The 21,800-nt window shown below is 44.9% G+C and carries 10 protein-coding genes and 1 pseudogene; 5 read left to right on the top strand and 6 right to left on the bottom strand.

The features are described from left to right. Window positions 1-142: 142 nt before the first annotated feature. From K429_RS28675 to K429_RS0111390, 6 genes and pseudogenes are all read right to left on the bottom strand, one after another. Window positions 143-4,083 (bottom strand): annotated as a pseudogene (locus tag K429_RS28675) (response regulator). A 127-nt stretch (window positions 4,084-4,210) separates the two neighbouring features. Further along, a complete protein-coding gene (locus tag K429_RS0111410; RefSeq protein ID WP_007211576.1) occupies window positions 4,211-6,280 on the bottom strand; it encodes a beta-galactosidase in 2,070 nt (689 codons plus the stop codon). A 135-nt stretch (window positions 6,281-6,415) separates the two neighbouring features. Then, a complete protein-coding gene (gene dprA / locus K429_RS0111405) occupies window positions 6,416-7,537 on the bottom strand; it encodes a DNA-processing protein DprA (RefSeq protein ID WP_026367003.1) in 1,122 nt (373 codons plus the stop codon). A 109-nt stretch (window positions 7,538-7,646) separates the two neighbouring features. Next, complete coding sequence (locus K429_RS0111400; protein ID WP_007211574.1) at window positions 7,647-8,048, bottom strand: thioesterase family protein; 402 nt, start codon at window positions 8,046-8,048, stop codon at window positions 7,647-7,649. A 27-nt stretch (window positions 8,049-8,075) separates the two neighbouring features. Beyond that, window positions 8,076-9,359: a peptidase U32 family protein gene (locus tag K429_RS0111395; RefSeq protein ID WP_026367002.1), complete on the bottom strand. Its 1,284-nt coding sequence runs from the start codon at window positions 9,357-9,359 to the stop codon at window positions 8,076-8,078. A 101-nt stretch (window positions 9,360-9,460) separates the two neighbouring features. Next, window positions 9,461-9,919, bottom strand: coding sequence for a DUF2059 domain-containing protein (locus K429_RS0111390; RefSeq protein ID WP_007211572.1), 459 nt, complete (start codon window positions 9,917-9,919; stop codon window positions 9,461-9,463). Window positions 9,920-10,009: 90 nt separating this feature from the next. Between K429_RS0111390 and dusB the strand changes: the two genes are divergently transcribed. From dusB to K429_RS0111365, 5 genes are all read left to right on the top strand, one after another. Continuing rightward, window positions 10,010-10,999, top strand: coding sequence for a tRNA dihydrouridine synthase DusB (dusB, locus tag K429_RS0111385; RefSeq protein ID WP_007211571.1), 990 nt, complete (start codon window positions 10,010-10,012; stop codon window positions 10,997-10,999). A 257-nt stretch (window positions 11,000-11,256) separates the two neighbouring features. Further along, a complete protein-coding gene (locus tag K429_RS0111380; RefSeq protein ID WP_225979465.1) occupies window positions 11,257-13,089 on the top strand; it encodes an LPP20 family lipoprotein in 1,833 nt (610 codons plus the stop codon). A 266-nt stretch (window positions 13,090-13,355) separates the two neighbouring features. Then, complete coding sequence (locus K429_RS0111375) at window positions 13,356-16,016, top strand: fibronectin type III domain-containing protein (RefSeq protein ID WP_026367001.1); 2,661 nt, start codon at window positions 13,356-13,358, stop codon at window positions 16,014-16,016. A 35-nt stretch (window positions 16,017-16,051) separates the two neighbouring features. Then, window positions 16,052-20,353 carry a leucine-rich repeat domain-containing protein gene (locus K429_RS0111370; RefSeq protein WP_026367000.1) on the top strand — a complete coding sequence of 1,434 codons (4,302 nt, stop codon included), beginning with the start codon at window positions 16,052-16,054 and terminating at the stop codon, window positions 20,351-20,353. Between the two features lie 48 nt (window positions 20,354-20,401). Continuing rightward, on the top strand, window positions 20,402-21,781 hold the full coding sequence (locus K429_RS0111365; RefSeq protein WP_007211566.1) for a PEGA domain-containing protein: 1,380 nt from the start codon (window positions 20,402-20,404) through the stop codon (window positions 21,779-21,781). Window positions 21,782-21,800 lie beyond the last annotated feature (19 nt).

Raw genomic sequence — 21,800 nt, 5'->3', positions numbered from 1 at the left:
TATCTGACAACAAATCAACTCATATCTTATGAAAAAGGAGGTACAGAAATCATTTATAGAAGGGGAGAGATTCTGTCATGACCCGAATTTACCCCTTGATAACAGGATTTTACCCCTGTATGTAGCATCTATATACTAAAAATTAAGGGGTGTTTTTCTGAAGATATTCACTCGGCGTCACACCGAATTCATCCTTGAAGCACCGGGTGAAGTATTTGGGGCTATTGAATCCTACAGCATACGCAACCTCGGATATAGTATGCGAGCGGTTGAACAACATCATGCAGGCACGCTTCATCTTAATATTCCGTATAAAGTCCAAAGGAGTCATTCCCGTCATCGATTTTATCTTACGGTAAAGGGTAGACTTAGACATATTCTTCTCCGCAGCCAATTGTTCCAAGTCGAATTCAGACTCTTCCAAATGCTGTTCGATGCTATCTATAATGGATTGCAGGAACTGCTTATCCGCCGAGGGATAGGCCAGACTTTCCAGATCCAGGTTCTCCTCCTTACGGAAAGCCGCCTGACGCATCTTCGAAGATCGGATAAGGTTATCCACCCGGGCAAAAAGTATCTTCAACTCAAAAGGCTTGGCTATATATCCGTCGGCGCCCGCTTCATAGCTGGTAACACGGTCCTCAATACCATTCTTAGCCGTAAGTATGATAACAGGTATATGATTGAAACGCAAATCACCTTTCATACGCGCACAAAGTTCCCAACCATTGGCATCGGGCAACATGACATCACAAATGACGACATCCACCTCATTATTCTTCAACTTATCCCAGGCCTGTTGCCCGTCTGCGGCTGTCAGTACAGTATATCGTTCCCTGAACATCTCTTTCATAACGAACAGCAATTCCGTATTGTCGTCAATCAACAAGATAGCCGGTTTATCCACCTCATCAGACGAGGCATAATCTTCCATGGGCACATCATCCGTACTGGTTTGCAACACCATCGTCTCGTCAAGCAATTCATCCGGAGAGTAGCTTTCTTTGTCAACAGGCAGCTTTACAGTGAAACAGGAGCCTTGTCCTAAAACGCTTTCCACGGTGATAAGGCCATGATGCAAGGTTATCAAATCTTTCGTTAGCGAGAGACCGATTCCGTTCGACTCGATTCCCCGGTTCTTCTTACTGTTATAGAAACGGATGAATATCTGTTCCAGTTCTTTCTCAGAGATACCAACGCCCTCATCTTCTACTTTCAACACCAATATCCGATGTTCCGCTTCATTCACTACTCGTACATCAACAGTAATACGCCTGTTCTCAGGAGTATACTTCATGGCATTGGACAGCAAATTATGCAATATCTTATCCAGCTTATCAAAATCCACATAACCATGTGCTTCCTCCGCTTCAAAACGAGTATCCAGCGTGATGTTCTTCTTCAATGCAAGCGGTTGGAAGTTTACCTGGCAGATGTTCAGGACAAACTCACGGATATCTCCTTTCGAAACGTTCAGTTTCAGTTTCCCCACATCCATCTTGCGGAAATCAAGCACCTGCTGTATCAGTCGCTTCAACTTCTCCGCGTTAGCCTTGAGCATGACGGACTGTTGCCGCACGGCAGGAACCTTCTGATCCAGATAATCCGATATGCAGGATATGACGGTAAGCGGCGTCAGCAACTCATGGGAAACATTGGTGAAGTAAGTCAGCTTGGTACGCGTCAGTTCTTCCTGCAATCTCACTTCACTCTTCAGTTTAATGCGACGCATATAAAGCCGGATTACCACATAGAAGCACAATCCGATGAAAATGACATAAACAAGATATGCAAACCAGGTTTCATAGAAGGCAGGCTCTTTCACAATGGTCAGCAATACTTCGCCTTCAGTCCACTTACCCCGCTCATATTCCAACTTCAAACGGAGTTTATACGTTCCCTTCGGCAGGTGGTTATAGAAGGCGGAATTTCTGTTATTATCCGAATAGATCCAATAATGATCCACCCCCTCCAACTGATACGCTATGCGACATCCCGCATTCAACGAATACAAAAGCGAAGAAAAGAAAATCTCAATATTCCGATCATCCGGACCAAGGAAAATCTTATGTATCGTATTCTCTCCCGAGGCTTCCGCATTGCCGAAGAAGATACTTTTGTCTTCAACTTTGACATCTGTGATATGCAAGCTCGTGGGAGCCCTGTTCACCGCCGATGCATTACCGGGACGAATATGTATGAATCCGCGATGTCCGCCCACATAGAGTCCGCCCCAACCGTCCAGGCTGATAGCCTTATACCTGAAAACATCTACCATAATATTATCATCAGCAGTAGAATAGTGCTGAAAAGTCTGCGAATCAATATTATATTGAAGTACTTTCTTATTGGTGATAATCCACACACTGTTCTTATCGGAAAGTAATCCTAATACAGTACAGTCATCTATCTCATTATCCAGTGATACATTTTCAAACTTATGCATCGTTTCGTCAGACCGTAGTATTCTTCCCAAAGTAGTGTTCAGCCACAACCGTCCTTCCCGGTCAATGCAGACACTGTTCACTTCTTCCTTTTTCAGAAGAGAAGAAACACTGCCTTTTAATTCACAGGTAATCCGCCCGTCGGCACAACTCAGCCGATAGATTTTGCTCTCATGAGACAACCCTAAAACTTCTCCCTTTACATCATTGAACAGGGAAGTCATTACTGGAACGTCACTACCCGAAACTACCAAGTCATCTTTATCAGGACGTTTCACATTTATATCCGTCCATCTGGATATCCACAGATTACCAACTTTATCCTCAAGCAGCCCTGTAACTCCTCCTATATTGATGTCTTCTTCTATCTGCACCTTCATGTTCCGTTGTGTCAATCTCATGACATGAGGAGTCCGACTTGAATTAACCCAGACACCGGGTTTATGAAGAGATCTGATAATGGCATTAATCTCACCCACACCTGTACCAGCAAATGTATCCCGTGAATAATCGTACATACACAATTCGTATCTGTCCTGCCTGAACCACATAGTACTATCACTTCCTTGACAAAGATTCATAACATTGGCATCCCATCCCATCTCTTCCTTCAGTTGAGGAAGAAGGTAATTGTCTATGTTCGAATTATCGAAAAAGATAGTGTACGCCATATCATACGAAGGCAACCACAGATTACCCTCCCTGTCTTTGCATATCCGGGTGTACATCATGTGCGTATCAACCAGATGGTTGATATCCACCTTTTCCAGTGTTCCCGCATCTGTGTATTTAAACGCATGGAGCCCGGCATACGAAAGCATCCAGAGATAGCCAAACGTATCATCCTGCTCTATACTGAAAAGAATGGATTCAATGCCGGTTTCTTTATTGTTCGAAGCAGCTATATTATGTTTCTTATAGTGTCCTCCTTTCTGTGCATAGGGAAAGAATTGCCACAAACCTTCCCCCATGTGCCGATCCAGTAATTACCGGAATTATCCTGATGCATAATATATGCGGTATGTCCGTTACCCAATGGCGGATAACGGAAAAAAGAATCAGTTTCGGGCTCATATCTGAATATACCCCGTGATCCCACTGCCCAAAGTTGCTTTTGCTGGTCTACATAGATATTGCTAATAGCATATCCTTCCTGAATATTTCCAACTTCATACTCCTTTATAATATGCGCGGTAGAATCGCATCGGTATATCATTCCACCGGCGCTTACCCAAACATTCCCATCCTTGTCGACTGTTATAGCATCCACCACCTTATCCAGGAGCCGTACATCTGAGAAAGGAGTAATCTGACAGGTCTGCTTATTATACAGGTTCAGCCCTTTCCACGTACCGATCCATACATACAGATCATTGTCATTAATAGCAGTAATTCCATTGTCAGTCAGCAGATTCTGATTTTTATAGTCTGTACGGAATGTATTTAACTGATAGCCGTCATAGCGTGCCAGACCATTCGTGGTACCTATCCAGAAGTATCCTTCCCTATCCTGATGAATACTGAAAATCTCATTGGAAGAGAGTTGGTTGAAGAATGGAAATTGTCTGGAGAACATGTGCTGTGCGTTTACGGACAGTTCTCCAATAAACAGAAGTATAAAAAAGGACAGGTATTTCATAGCATAATAATATAGTTGCGAAAGCAAAGGTAGGAAAAAGATAGTTCCAAATGAGATATGTCCTTAGATAAAATGAATTCCTGATCTATTTTCATAAAGCAAGAACTCATTTTATCTTGAAAAGATATCACTCTTCAACAATCAACAAATCCCATGGAGCAATCGTCATCGAATCGCCTTTGCTCAATGTCCTGTTCTTCAGCAGTTCCTTTCCCTTGGATGCATAATTGTATTCCACCTCTTGAGAAGTCGGTGAATAATTAAATATATAGCGAATAGTACGACCTTTATCATTCGTTCCTTTCTTCACTATTATAGGGAATTTATATTCATCATCGGAAACAATGCCAGCCTTTTCTGCCTCTGTACGAACTATCTTCTCAAACAACTCTTGCGAAGGATATGAAGCAATATATACCAGTGATCCTTTACCATAACTATTCTCAGTTATTACAGGCCACTTCCCGAAGAAAGGATGATCAGCATAAGCCAAAGGTTGGGCTGTTTCGGGTATAATGAATTCTATAATTTCACCAATAGCCTTCTTATTATCTAGTCCGAACGGATTATCTTTCAGCTCCATCCATCCAATTGTAGAACTCTCCTGATAATAAAATCCACATGCTTTACGTAAAGGACCGGGAGCCAACATAGCTCTAACCGCAGAATGTTCATTACAGTAACCGCTCTTATACATCATGATAACCTTACCACCATTTTTCACGAAAGCATCTATCTTTTCCAACAGTTCATCGGTAGCAATATAGAGAGGAGGTATAATCAACATTTTATATTCCGAGAAATCGCTCACTTTATCGCAATGAACAATATCCGTTTCTATATTCATATTATAAAGCGAAGAGTGCAACATTTCAACCGGATAATTATCTCCATGAGTATAAGGCATGAATCTTAATCCATAATACGAATCATGACTGTAAAGAATAGCTACGTCATTCTTCTTTTTAAGATTAACCAATTTACTACCTATATTCTTCAATTCTTTTGCCACGGCAGTAAACTCATGATAAATGCGGTTTGGTTCAAGATCATGTCCCAAAATTCCCTTCCAGTAGGTCTCTTGACCATAATGTATAGAGTGCCAGTGCCAATATTCTACCATGTTTGCCCCGGATGCCAGATGTGAATATACATTTTGTCTGAGCTGATTATCATAAGGCGGATATTGATACCTCGCATCCCAACCGGTGGTTTGAGCATTCGTTTCAGTTATCAGATAGTTGCCTTTAGCAACAGTCCTCATGTGGTCGCCCGAATATGATATTAACCTGCCATTCTGGCCATCTTGCACACTATGATATGGATTAATCGCAGGATACTCCATCTGACGAAAACTTTCCACCTGATCTATTTCATGAAAAGCAGGCATAAAACAATGTGTTACAAATTGATCTTTCCGTTTGTATTCATTGACAATATCTACCTGCCAATTCAGAAAATCAGCAATCCTTTTACGGCCATAACGTTCCCACTCATTTTTGTACGAGGGATTAGTAACACCATCTCTGGTATAGAACTCTTCCCAACTATGAATGTTCATACTCCAATAATTCAGGCCCCAGGCTTTGTTTAAAGAATCCAGATCATTATCAAACTTCTCTTTAATATAGCTTCTGAATCCAACAAAAAAGTCATGATTATTAGTTCCACGTGCAGTAGCTTCATTATCCACCTGATATCCGATAATGGCAGGATGATTGGCATAGTGCTCCATCATTTTGCGAATGATACGCTCACTGTAGAACAAATAGGCAGGATTCGATATATCCATATTCTGGCGGGTTCCATAATATGCCTTATTGCCTCGTTCGTAAGCAGTTAACACATCCGGATGTTTTTCTGCCATCCAGGCTGGTATAGCATAAGTGGGAGTTCCCAAAATTACTTTTATACCTGCCTGATGCATCTTATCTATTATCCGATCCATCCATGCGAATTCAAACTCGCCTTCACGAGGTTCAAACAAGCCCCACGATGATTCTCCGACACGAACAACTGAAAGTCCACAATCTTTCATCATTTGGATATCTTTATCCAATCGATCTGTCGGCATGTATTCATGATAATAAGCCGCCCCATACAGTACATTATCAAATTTATACTGCGCACAGGCAAGTGTAGGCAGCAATAATGATATGATTAGCCAAAGGATAACAACATGTTTTTCTGTTTTCATAATCTTTCAATTTAGGATTCTACTTCATCTGCAAATATATGTGCATTTTTTTGCTTTTGAAGAAGGATATTTCCCCAAAAAACGGGTGGTATCTATTCACGTCCAACAATGGCTAAAAAGCCCCTGAAATTTGAATCAATATCCCAACAAATGATACACTCCACCTACTAATGCCTTTACAACACCTTTCATTTCCAGCTCAAAGAGCAAGCTGATCATACGATTTATGGGGATATCTGTTTCTACAACCAGTGCATTAATATGTAAATCCCCTTGACGGGTAAGAATACGAATGACAAATTCTTCCTCTCCTGTCAGTTCAAGGAAGAGATTGCGCTGGATGCCCTCCGGTTTGGCAAGCTTCTCTTCATGAGTCCAGCCCATGGCTTTTATAAAATCTTCGGCAGACTGAATGAGAGCGGCCTTATTATCTTGTATCAGTAGATTGCACCCTCTCGAAGAAGCGTCAGAAATGCGTCCCGGAACGGCGAAACAATCGCGATGATAGTCTACAGCAAGGTCTGCCGTAATCAGCGAACCACCTTTAGAGGCAGACTCCACAACGATGGTTGCGTCAGTCATACCTGCCACAATACGGTTACGACTGACAAAGTTATGCCGGTCAGGATTGGTTTCGGTGAGAAATTCGGTAAGGAGTCCACCGTTGTCCAGCATATCAATGGCAGTTTTACGGTGAACATAAGGATAGATACGGTCCAGTCCGTGAGCAAGGACAGCCACGGTGGAAAGGTTGTTGGCCAGGGCAGCGCGATGGGCATGGATATCAATGCCATAAGCCAGACCGCTGACTACCAGCACATCAGGATAATGAGAGGAAAGATCACGCAGGAAATCTACACAGAATTGCTTGCCATACTCTGTGGCATTGCGAGTACCGACCATATTGATGACACGAAGACAATTGAAATCGGTATGCCCTTTGAAGAAGAGGGCTATCGGAGCGTCTTCACATTCGCGCAAACGAGACGGATAAGCTTCATCTTTGAGAGTCAGACAAGTGAGGCGATTCTTCTCCACGAACTCCATTTCGTGTTCGGCACGCAGGAAAGCGGCAGGATTATCAAGGGCAGTAACTATAGTAGGACTCACACCGGGTAGCAATTCAGGCAGTTCTTTACGTTGAGAAAAGACTCCGGCAGCACTTCCTATACCGTCTATTAAACGCTTTGCCCCGATATGTCCTATACCGGGGCAAAGCGTGAGGGCTATACTGCAAATTCGTTCGTCGTTGTTCATGGTTGTACAAATTCAATTCACCACAGAGTAACACTGAATCTCACAGAGGTAATTATTCACATAAAAAAATAAAACTCTGTGAAACTCAGTGCTACTCTGTGGTGATATTTTAGAGGTATGCCTCAAATATCTCATCAAAAAGCTTACTGTCACTCAGTCGTCCATTCACCAGACACACCGTTTCGACTGTTGCTTTTATGACTACTTTATCATCACTCTTCCGAAAAATATCCTGATAGAAAACATACTTGATGCCTTCTTTCTTCATATAGAGTTTGGAAATAAACTCATCACCGCTCTTCAGAGGAGTTTTAAACGCCATGTTGATACGTGCCACTACGGGATCGACTCCCTGTTCGTGCAATCCCGCAAAACTGACACCGGTAGATAGCAGAAACTCATGACGGGTATGCTCCAAATAGTGCTGGTAATTTGCATTATTCACGATGCCTTGCAGATCACACTCGTAATCGCGCACCTTCATCTCTAACTCATAGATATACTTTTCCATATTCAATATAACTGTATCAAAAGTGTATCATCCACGTGTTTTCTCAATATCCAGTCCCTTGAACTTCTTCAGTTCTTCTGTAGAAACCAGCTTATAGAGTTTGTCACTGGGACGTATTTTGTCCGCTTTCATCGAGAAATGCTGTCCTTTCTTCACGGTTTGCACCGGTTTCAAGTCTACACGAGCTTCATCGAGCGTAGTGAATACTGCTCCTGTAGTGGGACCTGTAATCAGCAACTTGTCTCCCACATTCAGTTCGGCAGCTTCTACCAGGAACTCGGCAACACCGATATTAGAAAAGTATCTGATACCCTTACCTACATATATTTTCCGTTCCGTAGCGGCCGATCCGTAGTTCTTCGTCCACTCGCCGAGGCGTTGTCCGAGATAATACCCATCCCAGAAGCCACGGTTGAATACAGTCTTCAGACGTTCATCCCACGCGGCTATCTTTTCATCGGTAAAGGTGCCGTCCAGGTAAGAACGGATGGCTTCTTTGTAACATTCCGCCACCGTGCGTACATACTCCGGACCACGGGCACGTCCTTCTATCTTGAACACGCGTACGCCTGCATCCAGCATTTTATTCATAAAATGGATGGTTTTCAAGTCTTTGGGAGACATGATATATTGATTGTCCACGTCCAGTTCCACATCCGTCTCCTTATCACGCACCGTGTAAGAGCGACGGCACACCTGCATGCAGGCACCCCGGTTGGCAGAGTGGTTCATCTCGTGCAGAGAAAGATAGCATTTTCCCGACACTGCCATGCAGAGAGCACCGTGACAGAACATTTCGATACGAATAGGCTTTCCGCCGGGACCACAGATATTCTCCTCACAGATATGACGATAAATCTCCGCTACCTGCTCCAGATTCAACTCGCGTGCCAGTACCACAACATCGGCAAATTGTGCGTAGAAACGAAGGGCCTCCACATTTGAGATATTCAGTTGCGTACTGAGATGCACCTCCTGACCGATCTGCCGCGCATAGCTCATCACAGCTACGTCCGCCGCAATCACCGCAGAGATACCTGCCGACTTGGCCGCATCTACGATGGTGCGCATCAATGCCAGATCCTGATCGTAAATAATAGTGTTAACGGTAAGATAACTCTTCATATCGTGCTCATCGCACGTCTGCGCTATTTCCCGAAGATCTTCAATAGTGAAGGTATTAGCCGAACGGGCCCGCATATTCAGGTTTTCAATACCGAAATAGATGGAATCGGCACCTGCCTGGATGGCCGCCGCAAGTGATTCGCGCGAGCCGACAGGGGCCATGATTTCAAAGTCCTTTAAATCCATAAAATCATATATTTAATAAGCTACGAGTTACAAGCTACAAGCTACGAGTACCTTTCGGAGTATAGCGTAGCCCCTTGTAGCTTGTAGTTCGTAACTTGTAACTATTTTCCCTGTGCCTGCAATTCCTGTTGAAGTTCAGTGGCAATCTCCATTCCCAACTTTTGTCCTATTTGCATGCCCTCAGCCATCATGGCAGGAGTAGAAGCGCCCAGTTTCTTTCCTACAGGCGATTCATAGAAAGCAACAATTTTCTTCAAATCATCCAGTGTCAGATATTTCTGATAAACAGGAGCGTAAAGTTCCGCCAGCTTACTGCCAAACTTTCCTTCCCATTTCTTCTGAAAGCCATCCCAAAAAGAAACCGATGCCGATGATTGTTGTTTCAACATAGAAATCATCTGTGGCACCATAGCCTTTGCCGACGCCATAGAACCGGATAGTTCCAGCATTTTTTCCAATGTAGCCTTGTACTCATCACTCGGTGCTTGTGCCGAAGCCGAAGGTGCGGCAGCAAACAACATTGCTACACACATCACAACTAAAACCAAACCTTTTTTCATAATTCCATATTAGTTAAATAAATGAATGATACAAAGGTAGGCTTTTTTCCGTATTTTTGCAGCGAAATAATCATTTAGTTCAATCGATTCATGAAGATAGGCCACATAGACTTGGGCGAACGCCCCATATTTTTAGCTCCGATGGAAGACGTCACCGACCCTGCATTCCGGTTGATGTGCAAGAAGTTCGGTGCCGACATGGTGTACACGGAATTCGTATCTGCCGATGCCCTGATACGCTCCGTCAGCAAGACCGAACAGAAGCTGAATATCAGTGATGAGGAACGACCGGTAGCCATACAGATATACGGCAAAGATACCGAAACCATGGTGGAAGCCGCCCGCATCGTAGAGGAGGCGCGTCCGGATATTCTCGATATTAACTTCGGCTGCCCCGTGAAGCGCGTAGCGGGCAAGGGAGCCGGTGCAGGTATGTTGCAGAATATTCCCAAGATGCTGGAGATTACCCGTGCCGTGGTAGATGCCGTAAAGATACCGGTTACCGTAAAAACCCGCCTGGGCTGGGATGCGAACAACAAGATTATCGTGGAGCTGGCAGAGCAATTACAGGATTGTGGCATTGCCGCACTCACCATACACGGCCGTACCCGTGCACAAATGTATACCGGTGAGGCTGACTGGACACTTATCGGTGAAGTAAAGAAAAATCCGCGTATGCATATTCCCATCATTGGCAACGGTGATATCACCAGTCCCCAAAGGGCAAAGGAGTGTTTCGATCTTTATGGAGTGGATGCCATCATGATAGGTCGTGCCAGCTTTGGCCGCCCATGGATATTCAAGGAGGTGAGGCATTATCTGGAAACAGGCGAGGAGTTGCCACCGCTTAGTGCCGAATGGAAACTGAGTGTGTTACGCCAGGAGGTAGTGGACAGCGTCAATCTGCTGGATGAAAGAAGGGGTATTCTGCATGTACGTCGCCATTTGGCAGCAAGCCCGCTATTTAAAGGAATACCGAACTTCCGGGAGACGCGTATTGCCATGCTGAGGGCGGAGACCAAAGAGGAACTGTTCCGTATATTCGACGATATCACCCCCATACTTCATTCACCCGCATAACTCCTAAACACTTTCTAAATCTATCCGGGCCGTATCTGAGCCGTATCTGCTCCGTACCAACTCCGTAGTTTCTCCGTATAAAGGTACCTTTGACCGAAGAAGGTACGGAGCAGGTACGGCTCAGATACGGTTCGGGTATGGATCGAATGCAATTAGAGAATACAATTACAAGCATCCTTTGACAGGCATAAAAAATAACTTACTGAAATGCCGCTTTATAGAAAAAAGTTTCTACTTTTGCAAAGAATTGAAACAACATGAAAAGCAACAACATGAAAAGGAGCGCATTTATCATCGTTACATTCTTATTTATTGCCCTTGCCGCAAAAGGACAATCCATTGAAGAAATACAAACCAGCAAAGACTACATCTGGGGTACGGGAAACGCGGCTACCTTGAAGAAAGCCGATAATGAAGCACTTGCAGCACTCATCAGCCAGATCTCCACAAACGTATCTTCCAAATTCGAGCAACTGACCGAAGGCGGAATGAAGGATGATCAAGCAACTGTGGACGAGACATTCAAGTCCGTCATCAACACCTACTCGCGTGCTACACTGAACAATACCCGCCGTATCGTGATACAAAACGAACCGGAAGCCGTCGTCATGCGCTATATCAAAGTAGCCGAAATACAACGCATCTTCGACGGACGGAAGACAAAGATACTGGACTTTGCCCAAGAAGCCGTCCGTGCCGAAAAGAAAGCCCAGGTGGCCGATGCCCTGCGTTATTACTACTGGGCGCTCGTCCTACTCCAGAGCTACCCCGACGGCAACTTCCTCACCATGAAGGATGAGGACGGCAAAGACCTCTTGCTCACCACTTGGATTCCCAAACAGATGAACGAGATCTTCTCCAATCTGAAAATAAGTATGGAAAGCACCCATCTGGACGGTGATCTGAAGACGATCAACCTCAAGGTACTTTACAAAGGACAGCCCGCCCGCAACTACGATTACACGTATTTCGACGGTCGCGACTGGTCCAATATATTCTCAGCCAAAGACGGTACAGGCATCGTGGAACTTCCTGTGCTTGCCAATGCCCGCAATCTGCAACTACGCACCGAGTATATGTTTGAAGGTGAAGCCAATATCGACAACGAACTGTCAGAAGTGATGGGAACCGTCAACCCCATAGCCATGCGCAACTGCGCCTTGAAACTGGAAGGGGAGGAGCCGAAACCTGGTGAAGAAAAGACCGAAGAAGCCTTAATGGCAGAATCAGACAGTGCCACCACCACAAACAGCGGTATGCATTATTTGTCCACCATGGAATCCGCTGCCTACGACGATACCATGAAGAAAGTAGAAAAAGCTATTCGTACGCGCAATTTCACCGATATACAATCCTTATGTACCGAAAGCGGATATGAAATGTTCAACCGCCTCATCAAATACGGACAAGGCAAGATCATCAACGAACCGGAATTCAGATTCTTAGAGTGCAATGGGGAAGTAACTTGCCGCAGTCTTCCCATGAGTTTCAAGTTCAGCAACCAACGCACGTTTGTAGAAGATGTAGTGTTCACCCTGAACAAAGAAGGTAAGATAGATTGCCTCTCCTTCGGCCTCAACAAACCTGCCGTAGACGATATCATGAACCAAACATCCTGGAATGATACCGTACGCAACGTACTTATCAACTTCCTTGAAAGTTATAAGACGGCTTATGCTTTGAAGCGCTACGATTATATCAACAGTATTTTCTCTGATGATGCCCTGATTATCACCGGTTCAGTACTGAAACACACTGCCAGCAACGAAGGACAGGCCATGAGCAAGCAAGCTGTAAAATACACCCGTCAGACAAAGTCGGAATACATGAAGAAATTACAGCACATCTTCCGTAGCTCAGAATTCATCAACCTCCGCTTTGCCGACAACCAAGTTCGCAAGTCGGGTGTAGGAGGTGAAATTTACGGTATCCAGATCAAGCAGGATTATTTCTCGTCCAGCTACGGTGATACAGGGTATTTGTTCTTGATGGTAGACCTGAACAACCCTAAAGAACCGGTGATCCACGTCCGCACATGGCAACCGGAAAAAGACCCGAACTTCGGACTGATAGATTTGAGCCACTTCTGATTCTCTAATTTTTCACCACAGAGTAGCACAGAGTCCCACAGAGTTTTAGATTAATTTGAAATCAAAACTCTGTGGGACTCTGTGCTACTCTGTGGTGAACATGCAATAAAATAGCAGGACAGCAATTCTTTTGTCACGGTTTTCCGTTACAAATAAAATATTTTACTAACATCTTTTAATTATTGGAATAAAAAAGAATAACGGGACAGAAATTATATATATATTTGTAACGAAGAATATTAAACAACATTTTACACACTTAATTTATGGGTCAACAATACGCATTTAAGCATGCGCACGTCATTAGACATGTATGTATGCTATTGTTCTTGTTGCCGTTCATAATGGGCTGTGAAGAAGACAAAGAGCCTTCAGTTTATTCACCGACACTGACTACCAACAGTGTTACGGGCTTGAGCCGTTTTGGAGCTACTTTCCAAGGAACGGTGATGAAGCATCCCGGCAGTACCGGAGAACTGAAAATAGGCTTCCTTTATTCCACATCAGCCAGCTTGAGCAACGCACAAGAAGTCAACGCTACCCCGGGAGACGGCAACAACTATACTGCCACGGTCCAAGGACTGAAGCCCGGAGAAAAGTATTATTACTGCATCTTTGCTCGTAGCGGTAAGTCCGTCATCAAGGGAAAGAGCAGCAGTTTCAGTACTGAAGACGCTATTCCGCCTTCACTAAGCATTGCCGAGGCTACTAACGTTACCGAGTACAGCGCTACCCTCACCGCCAGTATTACGGATAATGGTGGCTACGAGCCTACAGTACGAGGCTTCGCCTATGCCATTTATATTGAAAATGCCGCCGAACCTACCCTCGACGACAACATCAAGCTGCCATTCGGTGATGATTTCACCGTAGAACTGACAGATCTGGTGGCAAACACCACCTATATTGTACGCCCTTACGCCACCAATGATGCAGGAACAGGCTACGGTGAATCGGTAAAGTTCACCACCACTCAACAAAAGATTCCGATGGTCATAGCGAATGGAACCGGTAGCCTTGCCAATAAACCGGTAGAAGCGGTTGCTTATGAAGCAGTTTGCCTGGGTGCCGTAACTCAGGATCACGGCTTCACAGTGGAAGAATACGGTTTTTGCTATAGTACCGAAAGCCGTCAGCCCACCGTCGAAAGCAGCCAGAAGGTACAGGCTATGGATGGAGCACAACGTTTCTCCGCTACGCTGACAGGGCTGACAGCCAGTACCAAATATTACATGCGTGCATATGCCAAGAATGAAAAAGGCATAGGCTACAGTTCGACCGTAGAATTTACCACAGATAAAGAGCAGGTAGTATCGCTGACACAAGCCACTGTTACTGCTCTGACATCTTCTACCGCTACTATCACAGCCCTAATGGCCTACGAAACGGAAAGCGTTATTAAGGAGAAGGGTATCTGCTACGGCAAAGATCCCAACCCCACTGTAGAGGGAGGTAAAGTTACGGACAGCAGCACCGAGCAGAAAGTAACAGCCACCATCACCGGACTGACAGAAGGAGATACTTACCATGCCCGTGCCTATGCGATCACCCGTGACGGTACATTCTACAGCGGTGACATTCAGTTCAATACAGAAACTACATTCGCACCTACCGTTGCACAACCCAGGGTATACGACCTGACGGAGAATGGTGCCAAAGTGAAAGCTACCATTTCGACTAATGGCGGACTGGAAGTAACGGAAAAAGGAGTCTGCTACAGCAGCACAAATTCCAAGCCGACTCTGGAGGATACCAAAGCGATATCTACGGAAGCTGACAATAATATTCTCGTCAACCTTGGCGACCTGCAGGGTGGTGTCACCTACTACGTCCGCGCATTTGCTACTAACGCCAAAGGCACAGGGTATAGCACCGTAGAGCAGTTTACCACAACAAAACATACGGAACCTACACTGAATGGTCTGAATGTGATTAATATCAAAGATGATAATGCGCAGGCCAGTGCCAACATCTCCAGCTTAGGCGGTGACGGGGAAACGATTAAAGAGCGTGGATTCGTGGTTTCTACCGGCAGCAATCCAAGTGTAGACGACGGTTACTCGCTAAAGTTTGTATCAAAAGACACTAAAGAGGCTTTCACTGCGCAACTAACGGGATTAAGCTATAATACCTTATATAATATACGTGCGTACGCTACTAATAATGTGGGAACAGGATACAGCCAGGCACTCTCCTTCGAGACGGGCAGCAGCAGTAGAGCCACATTGGGAGAATTGAAATGTACCAAGACAGAAGCGTATAAACTCAGTTTTGAATTTGAAGTCTCTAACAACGGAGGTACAGAACTAACGAAAACGGGCTTCAAATGGAAGAAATCGAGTGACAGTGAATATACTGACGCTCTCGGTACGCTCAACGGAACCAAGGTAACAGGGACCATCAGTGGACTGGAGGCAAATACCCAATATTACGTGTACGGCTATGCAACTAATAAAAACGGTGAAACCACTACCGGCTCCAATTATGTTAGCACCAATAAGCTACCACCAAACCCAGACGATAATCCGACACCTGATGACGACGACAATACCCGTAAGCCGAAGCTCAACTACCTTAATTATTCTGAGGTATATGCTACTACGGCATGGCTGAATTGCAGCATCAGCGATGAAGGTAACCTGCCGATCACTGAAAAAGGATTTATCTACAAAGTGAAAGACGGAACGGAAGTTACCGTAGATAACGGTACCAAAGTTGTGGTAACTACCAGCGGCACCAACATGAAGACCAAGCTGACCGGACTGACCGGTAAGACACAATATAGTGTACGGGCTTATGCCATCAACTCCAAAGGCATAGGCTACAGCAGCGAACGGTACTTCACCACCGAGGATGCCGACAAACCGGGTCCTGATGATGGAGACAACCCAACACCGGAACCCGTTACGCGGAGTGGAAACAAGTAATACTTATAGTTAGAATAATAAAAAAAAGATATATCATGAGACTAAAAAAACATTTTTATGCATTGGTATGCATTCTGTTTGCAAGCATTTGCAGCCTGCAAGCTAAAGTGGTCACATTGACTGAAGCCGGAACACTGTCCGGCATGATTAACGACAGCGAGTTGGCCTCACTGACCGAACTCACCGTGAATGGTCCTATAAACGGTAGCGATATCAAGATTATACGCGCCATGGGCGGCACGCTGAAAACGCTGGATCTGAAGAACGCCAACATTGTGAAAGGTGGAGACAGCTACTACCTGACGAACTATTTCACCCAGGACAATGTGATAGGCGACTATATGTTCTATGCGATGACGGCACTGGAGAAGATTGCGATGCCGAAGGATGTATGGGCTATCGGATCCTGGAATAGTGATGATCCTTGGAATGCGGAGAAAACGAAAATAGGAGGATATCCCAATAATTATGACTCATACTATAATAACAATGATCAATTCGGTTGCGCCTCTTTTTATCAATGCGTCAACCTGAAAGAGATAGAATTTCCGTCTACATTAGTCTACATAGGCTCCAAAGCATTTGGCAACTGCGTAAAACTGACCTCCATCACTATTCCCGAAGGAGTGGAATTGATGGGAAACAGTGTATTTATGAATTGTGCAGAATTAATCAGCGCATCTCTGCCATCTACATTAGGTAATCCCAATAAGATGGACATTGAAGATTGGCAAATCCGCGACTATGCCGGCTATAACAACATCAATGGAGCGCGGGATAGTGATTATGACACTTCTTCCGCTGAATATTATGCTCACAGGGGCTGTTTAGCTACTTTTTATAACTGTCCCAAATTAAAAAATGTCACTCTAACCGAAGGGATCAAACTGTTGATGAACCGTATGTTCTTAAATTGTACAGCACTTACATCCATCACCCTGCCATCCACTGTAACTCGAGTGAACAGTGCATTCATGGGTTGCTCCGGCTTGACAAAGATCACTTTCCCCGAAACAACTGTCGAAATCGGTAGCCTACAAGGTTGTACGGGGCTAACCACACTTTCTATTCCCACCAATGTCAATGTGAACGATTTCTATTGTACAGATTGCTCTGCGCTAACCTCTGTCAGCTTCAAAGGTAACGTAGGCACCCGAATCTCTTCATCCGCCTTTTCCGGTTGCGCCGCTCTGGCAAGTATCAACCTCCCCACAGCTGTTAATTCCATTGGTACCTCTTCCTTCGACGGTTGCGCTGCACTTGCCAGTCTTACCATGCCCGAAACTCTGGCAAGCATCGGTGAATACGCTTTCCGAAATAGCGGATTGACCAGCCTTACCTTATACCGCAACCTAACCATCATCGGAAAGAATGCTTTCGATGGTTGTACTGAATTAACTTCCATCAACTTCCCCGCCAACGTAACGGAAATCAAAGAATATACTTTTAATAACTGCGCGAAGCTGAAAGATATTGTGCTCCCCAACGGACTTATCTATATAAAAGACTACGCTTTCAATGGCTGCTCCTCCTTAGGTAAAGTAACCATCCCCGGCGGTGTACAGAACATCAGCCCAGGTGCTTTCAAGAATAGCGGACTGACGGAAGTTATCCTAAAAGAGGGAGTGATGAGCTTGAGCAACAACTCATTCGATGGGTGTTTGCTATTGAAAAAAGTAACCTTCCCTACCACCATGAAAACTATTGGAGGTTTCAGTAACACCGGTATCAAGGAAATAGCTTTTGCAGCAAATGCAGCCCCGGAAGCAATCAGTAGCTTCGCCTTTCTCAATTGCGACAGCCTGAGCACTATTACCTTGCCCAACTCTATCAAAGAGATAGGGCGCGGCGCGTTCTACGATTGTGACACTTTACAAAGTATCACTCTGCCCACGTCCATAAAAGCTATTGCCGGACAAACATTTCATCATTGCAACAGCTTAAAAAGCATAAAAATCCCAGAAGGAGTAACCAGCATAGGATATGACGCTTTTGCATATTGTTCCAAATTAACGAGCATATCTTTGCCCACTACCCTAACCACTTTAGGAGACAACTGTTTCCGCTTTTCAGGCCTCACAAGTATTGCCTTACCTGAGGGAATAACAGCTTTGCCTTACGGCAGTTTTGCCTCAACCGGACTCAAAAGTATCAAACTGCCCAAGTCGTTGACAGAAATATTATCCCCTGCCAATACAAACAGTTTTAACATAGGCTATATCTACGATACAGAATATAGAAATTTCCAAAAATCAGCAAACTTTAATTATGATCAAAGCGGTGCATTCTATAGTTGCACCAAACTGGAATCGATAGATTTCAACGGTGCAGCTTTAACGTCATTAGGACATGCCATATTCAACGAATGCGACATGCTACGTAACGTCAATCTCTCAACTACCAAACTGGAAACAATACCCAGATATGCATTCTATTCTTGCGACAGTTTGCGCACAGTCACTTTCCCAGCTACAGTGAAGACAATAGAGTATCAAGCTTTTTATAACAGCCAATCTCTAGAGACCCTAAAAATGCCGGCTGCATTAAGTAGTATCGGTGACAATGCTTTCGGTTATTGCAAAAAAATCAGAAGCATTGACCTCTCCGCCACTTCACTCACTAAAATCAGTGGTTGGTTCAGAAACATTGATAGTCTACGCGTAGTGAAACTACCTGCAACCGTTATTGAAATAGAACAACAGGCTTTCGAATATTCTCCTATTGAGGAAATCAACTTCCCCGCCAGCCTGACAACAATCGGCAACTACGCATTCTCTGGAAACCGATTGAAAACCGTAGATTTCTCCGCCACAAAACTCACCACCATCAAAAATTGGTTCTCAGAAAACAACAAACTGAGGACGGTGAAACTTCCGGAAACAGTGACCACGTTGGAAGAAAATGCTTTCAGTGGATGTTACATTCAGGAGATTAATTTCCCCGCCAACTTGACCAGTATTGGCAGAAATGCCCTTAACCGCTGTCAAATCGATACTTTACGCCTGCCTGCCACTGTTACTGAAATCGGAGAACAAGCTTTCCGTTATGCCAAATTCGACTGTGTTGAAATACCAAGTACCGTAACAAAAATTAATTCCGGTGCATTCTATGAAGCAGAAATCAGAGGCTCACTGAATATTACCCCTAATGCCGCTCTTGCATGGGGAGACGGAGGATATACCCCATTTCGATGCAGTGGAAACGAGTACATCAGCGATGAGAACGGCAGCTACAATAGGTATTATCACCTGCCCGATGTACATTGGAATTCCGCAGCAGAATTCCCCAGAGACAAATTCGGACAGATAGACAACCTCTACCTGCCTGCCAACGGTGCTGTAAGCAGCAACAACGACATCGGCTACATCTTCTATAACGGTCTGACAAAACGTATCGACATAGCTTATACCAATGAAAACAGAAAATATAGTTTCTCAGTAAACAAAGAAATGAAAACCCAGATGATCAACTACCGGAAGCACTTCAACACAAATAGCGGTTATGGTGAAGCAGCGGGATGGAAAACAATCGTGTTACCTTTCGACGTGAAGGAGATTTCTTATGAACGGGACGGATATAATGAAAAAGACACTGTTGCCTTGGCTCCCTTCGGAAGTAAAGCTTTGGAGACTGCCGGAACACTACCTTTCTGGCTCTATGAACTGGGAACTGATGGCAAATACAAGGCTGCTACAGAAATCAAGGCACACAAAGCCTACTTAATCTGTATGCCTAACAACGAAAAGTATCCTAGCGAAAATAACATCTCAGGATATGTCAACTTCACCACTTCCGACGCCACCAACGGTGTCACGCTGAAACCCACTGCCGGCGCTTTGAAGCGCAGCAAAGGAACCAAATTTGACTTTGTGCCCACATACGAAGGAGTAATGCAGCACGATACAGTGTATGTGCTGAATGAAAACAACTATTACAATACCGATGAAAAGAATTATCCCGCCGGCAGCGTATTCATAAAGAACTATAGTGAGCACTATAGCAATCCTGCCGTCTACCCCTTTGAAGCATACCTTGTGACTAACGAAGGCAAGACCTCAGTAGCCAGCGCCCCCATGCTCTACAGTATCGGTGGCGGTGATGGCACTATCACCGGCATCGAAGACATTCCATTCGCCACTCCGGAAAAAGCAACAAAAGCTTATAGCCGTGACGGCGTCCTCTACATCAACACAAACACTGACCGTACCATCAACATCTACGACGTTACCGGACGTACCGTACGCATCATTGAAGCCCGCGAAGGCATGAACGAGGTGCACGGACTGGACAGTGGCATCTACTTGCTGGAAGGTCAGAAAGTCGTTATCGGACGATAACCAAGAGAATTGAGAACGAAATAGAAACGTGAATAAACGAACAATAGAATGAAATCAAACAAACTGAAATGCTGGCTGGCAGCGGTAGTGGTAGCAGTGATCTGCTGCCCCGCCGCACTGGCGCAACAAAGCAAAATAGCCGTAGCATCGTTTAACCGAATGGAAACGGACATCACGGCACGCGTAACCGCCCCAAAGAAAGACCAGAACGGTGAGGTCTGCGCCTTGATTCGTATCGTGACCAACGTGAAGGACCTGATGTTTGAACCGGACGCACTCGGCATCACGGCACGTGAGAACAAAATCGGAGAAATCTGGCTTTACGTTCCCCGTGGCGCACGTCGTATCTCTATCCTGCATGACCAGCTGGGTATCCTGCGAAACTACTTCTACCCGGACATCATTGAAAAAGGCACCGTATACGAAATGGTGCTGAACACCGGAGACAGCGAAGACAAGCCCGTTGTAGAAAACAACATGCAATTCTTCGTACTGCGTCCCGAACCTGCCAACGCCAACGTGTATGTAGATGATGAACAAGTGCCTATCGAAAACGGACTCTTCTCTGCAACCATGCCCAAAGGCGAACATACTTACCGTGTAGAAGCTCCCATGTATCAACCGGATGCCGGAATCGTTACATTGGGCAGCGAACAGGTAATCAAGAGTGTCACCCTGAAACCCAAGTTCGGCTATGTAGAAATCTTCTCACTGCCCGAACAGGATGCCGACGTTTATATCGACAGCGTTCTGGTAGGTAAAACCCCTTACCGCAGCGACCGTATGGCCATCAAGGAATACAAAGTACGCATCGAGAAGCAAACTTACTTCCCCATCGACACCCTACTGAACGTGACCGCCGGTGAAACAGTTCGCCCCACCTTCCACATGGAATCTACTATCAAGCCTAAAGTACCGATGAATACTCTCGTCATGCTTCAGGCCGGATACAATCCTAATGGAACCACCTTTGGTGCCATGCTGGGATTCGGACGCAAGAACGGTTTCTATGTAGGTTTCCGTAGCGACTTCGGTTCGGCAAGCGGTGAACTGGAATGCGATGAGAACGGCATCATAACAGGTAGTGAAGAAACTACCGCTCCTTTCTATAAAGAAGGAACGAAAAACAAATCACGCATGTCTATCACAGGCGGTTACTTCCGTCAACTGGGCAAGAAGTTCTATCTCTATGCCGGTGCCGGATACGGTACTCGCACACTGACCTACGAACTGGCAGCTCCAATGACAATAGGTGACAAAGAATATGCTGAAGGCACACAGGTGAAAGATATGGATAACTCAGCCACAGGTGTAGCCGGTGAACTGGGTGGTATCCTGCGTTTCGGCAAGTTCTGTATTTCGGCAGGTTTCCACACTGTAAATTTCAAGTATCACGAAGCAACCGCCGGTCTGGGATTTGTATTCTAACCTACTAAACAAGCGAATT

This window comes from Bacteroides sp. 14(A), assembly GCF_000526555.1.
In the GTDB taxonomy this organism is placed as follows: Bacteria; Bacteroidota; Bacteroidia; order Bacteroidales; family Bacteroidaceae; genus Bacteroides; species Bacteroides cellulosilyticus.
Note: the sequence above shows the minus strand (reverse complement) of the source record. Positions and strands in the feature narration are given on the sequence as shown.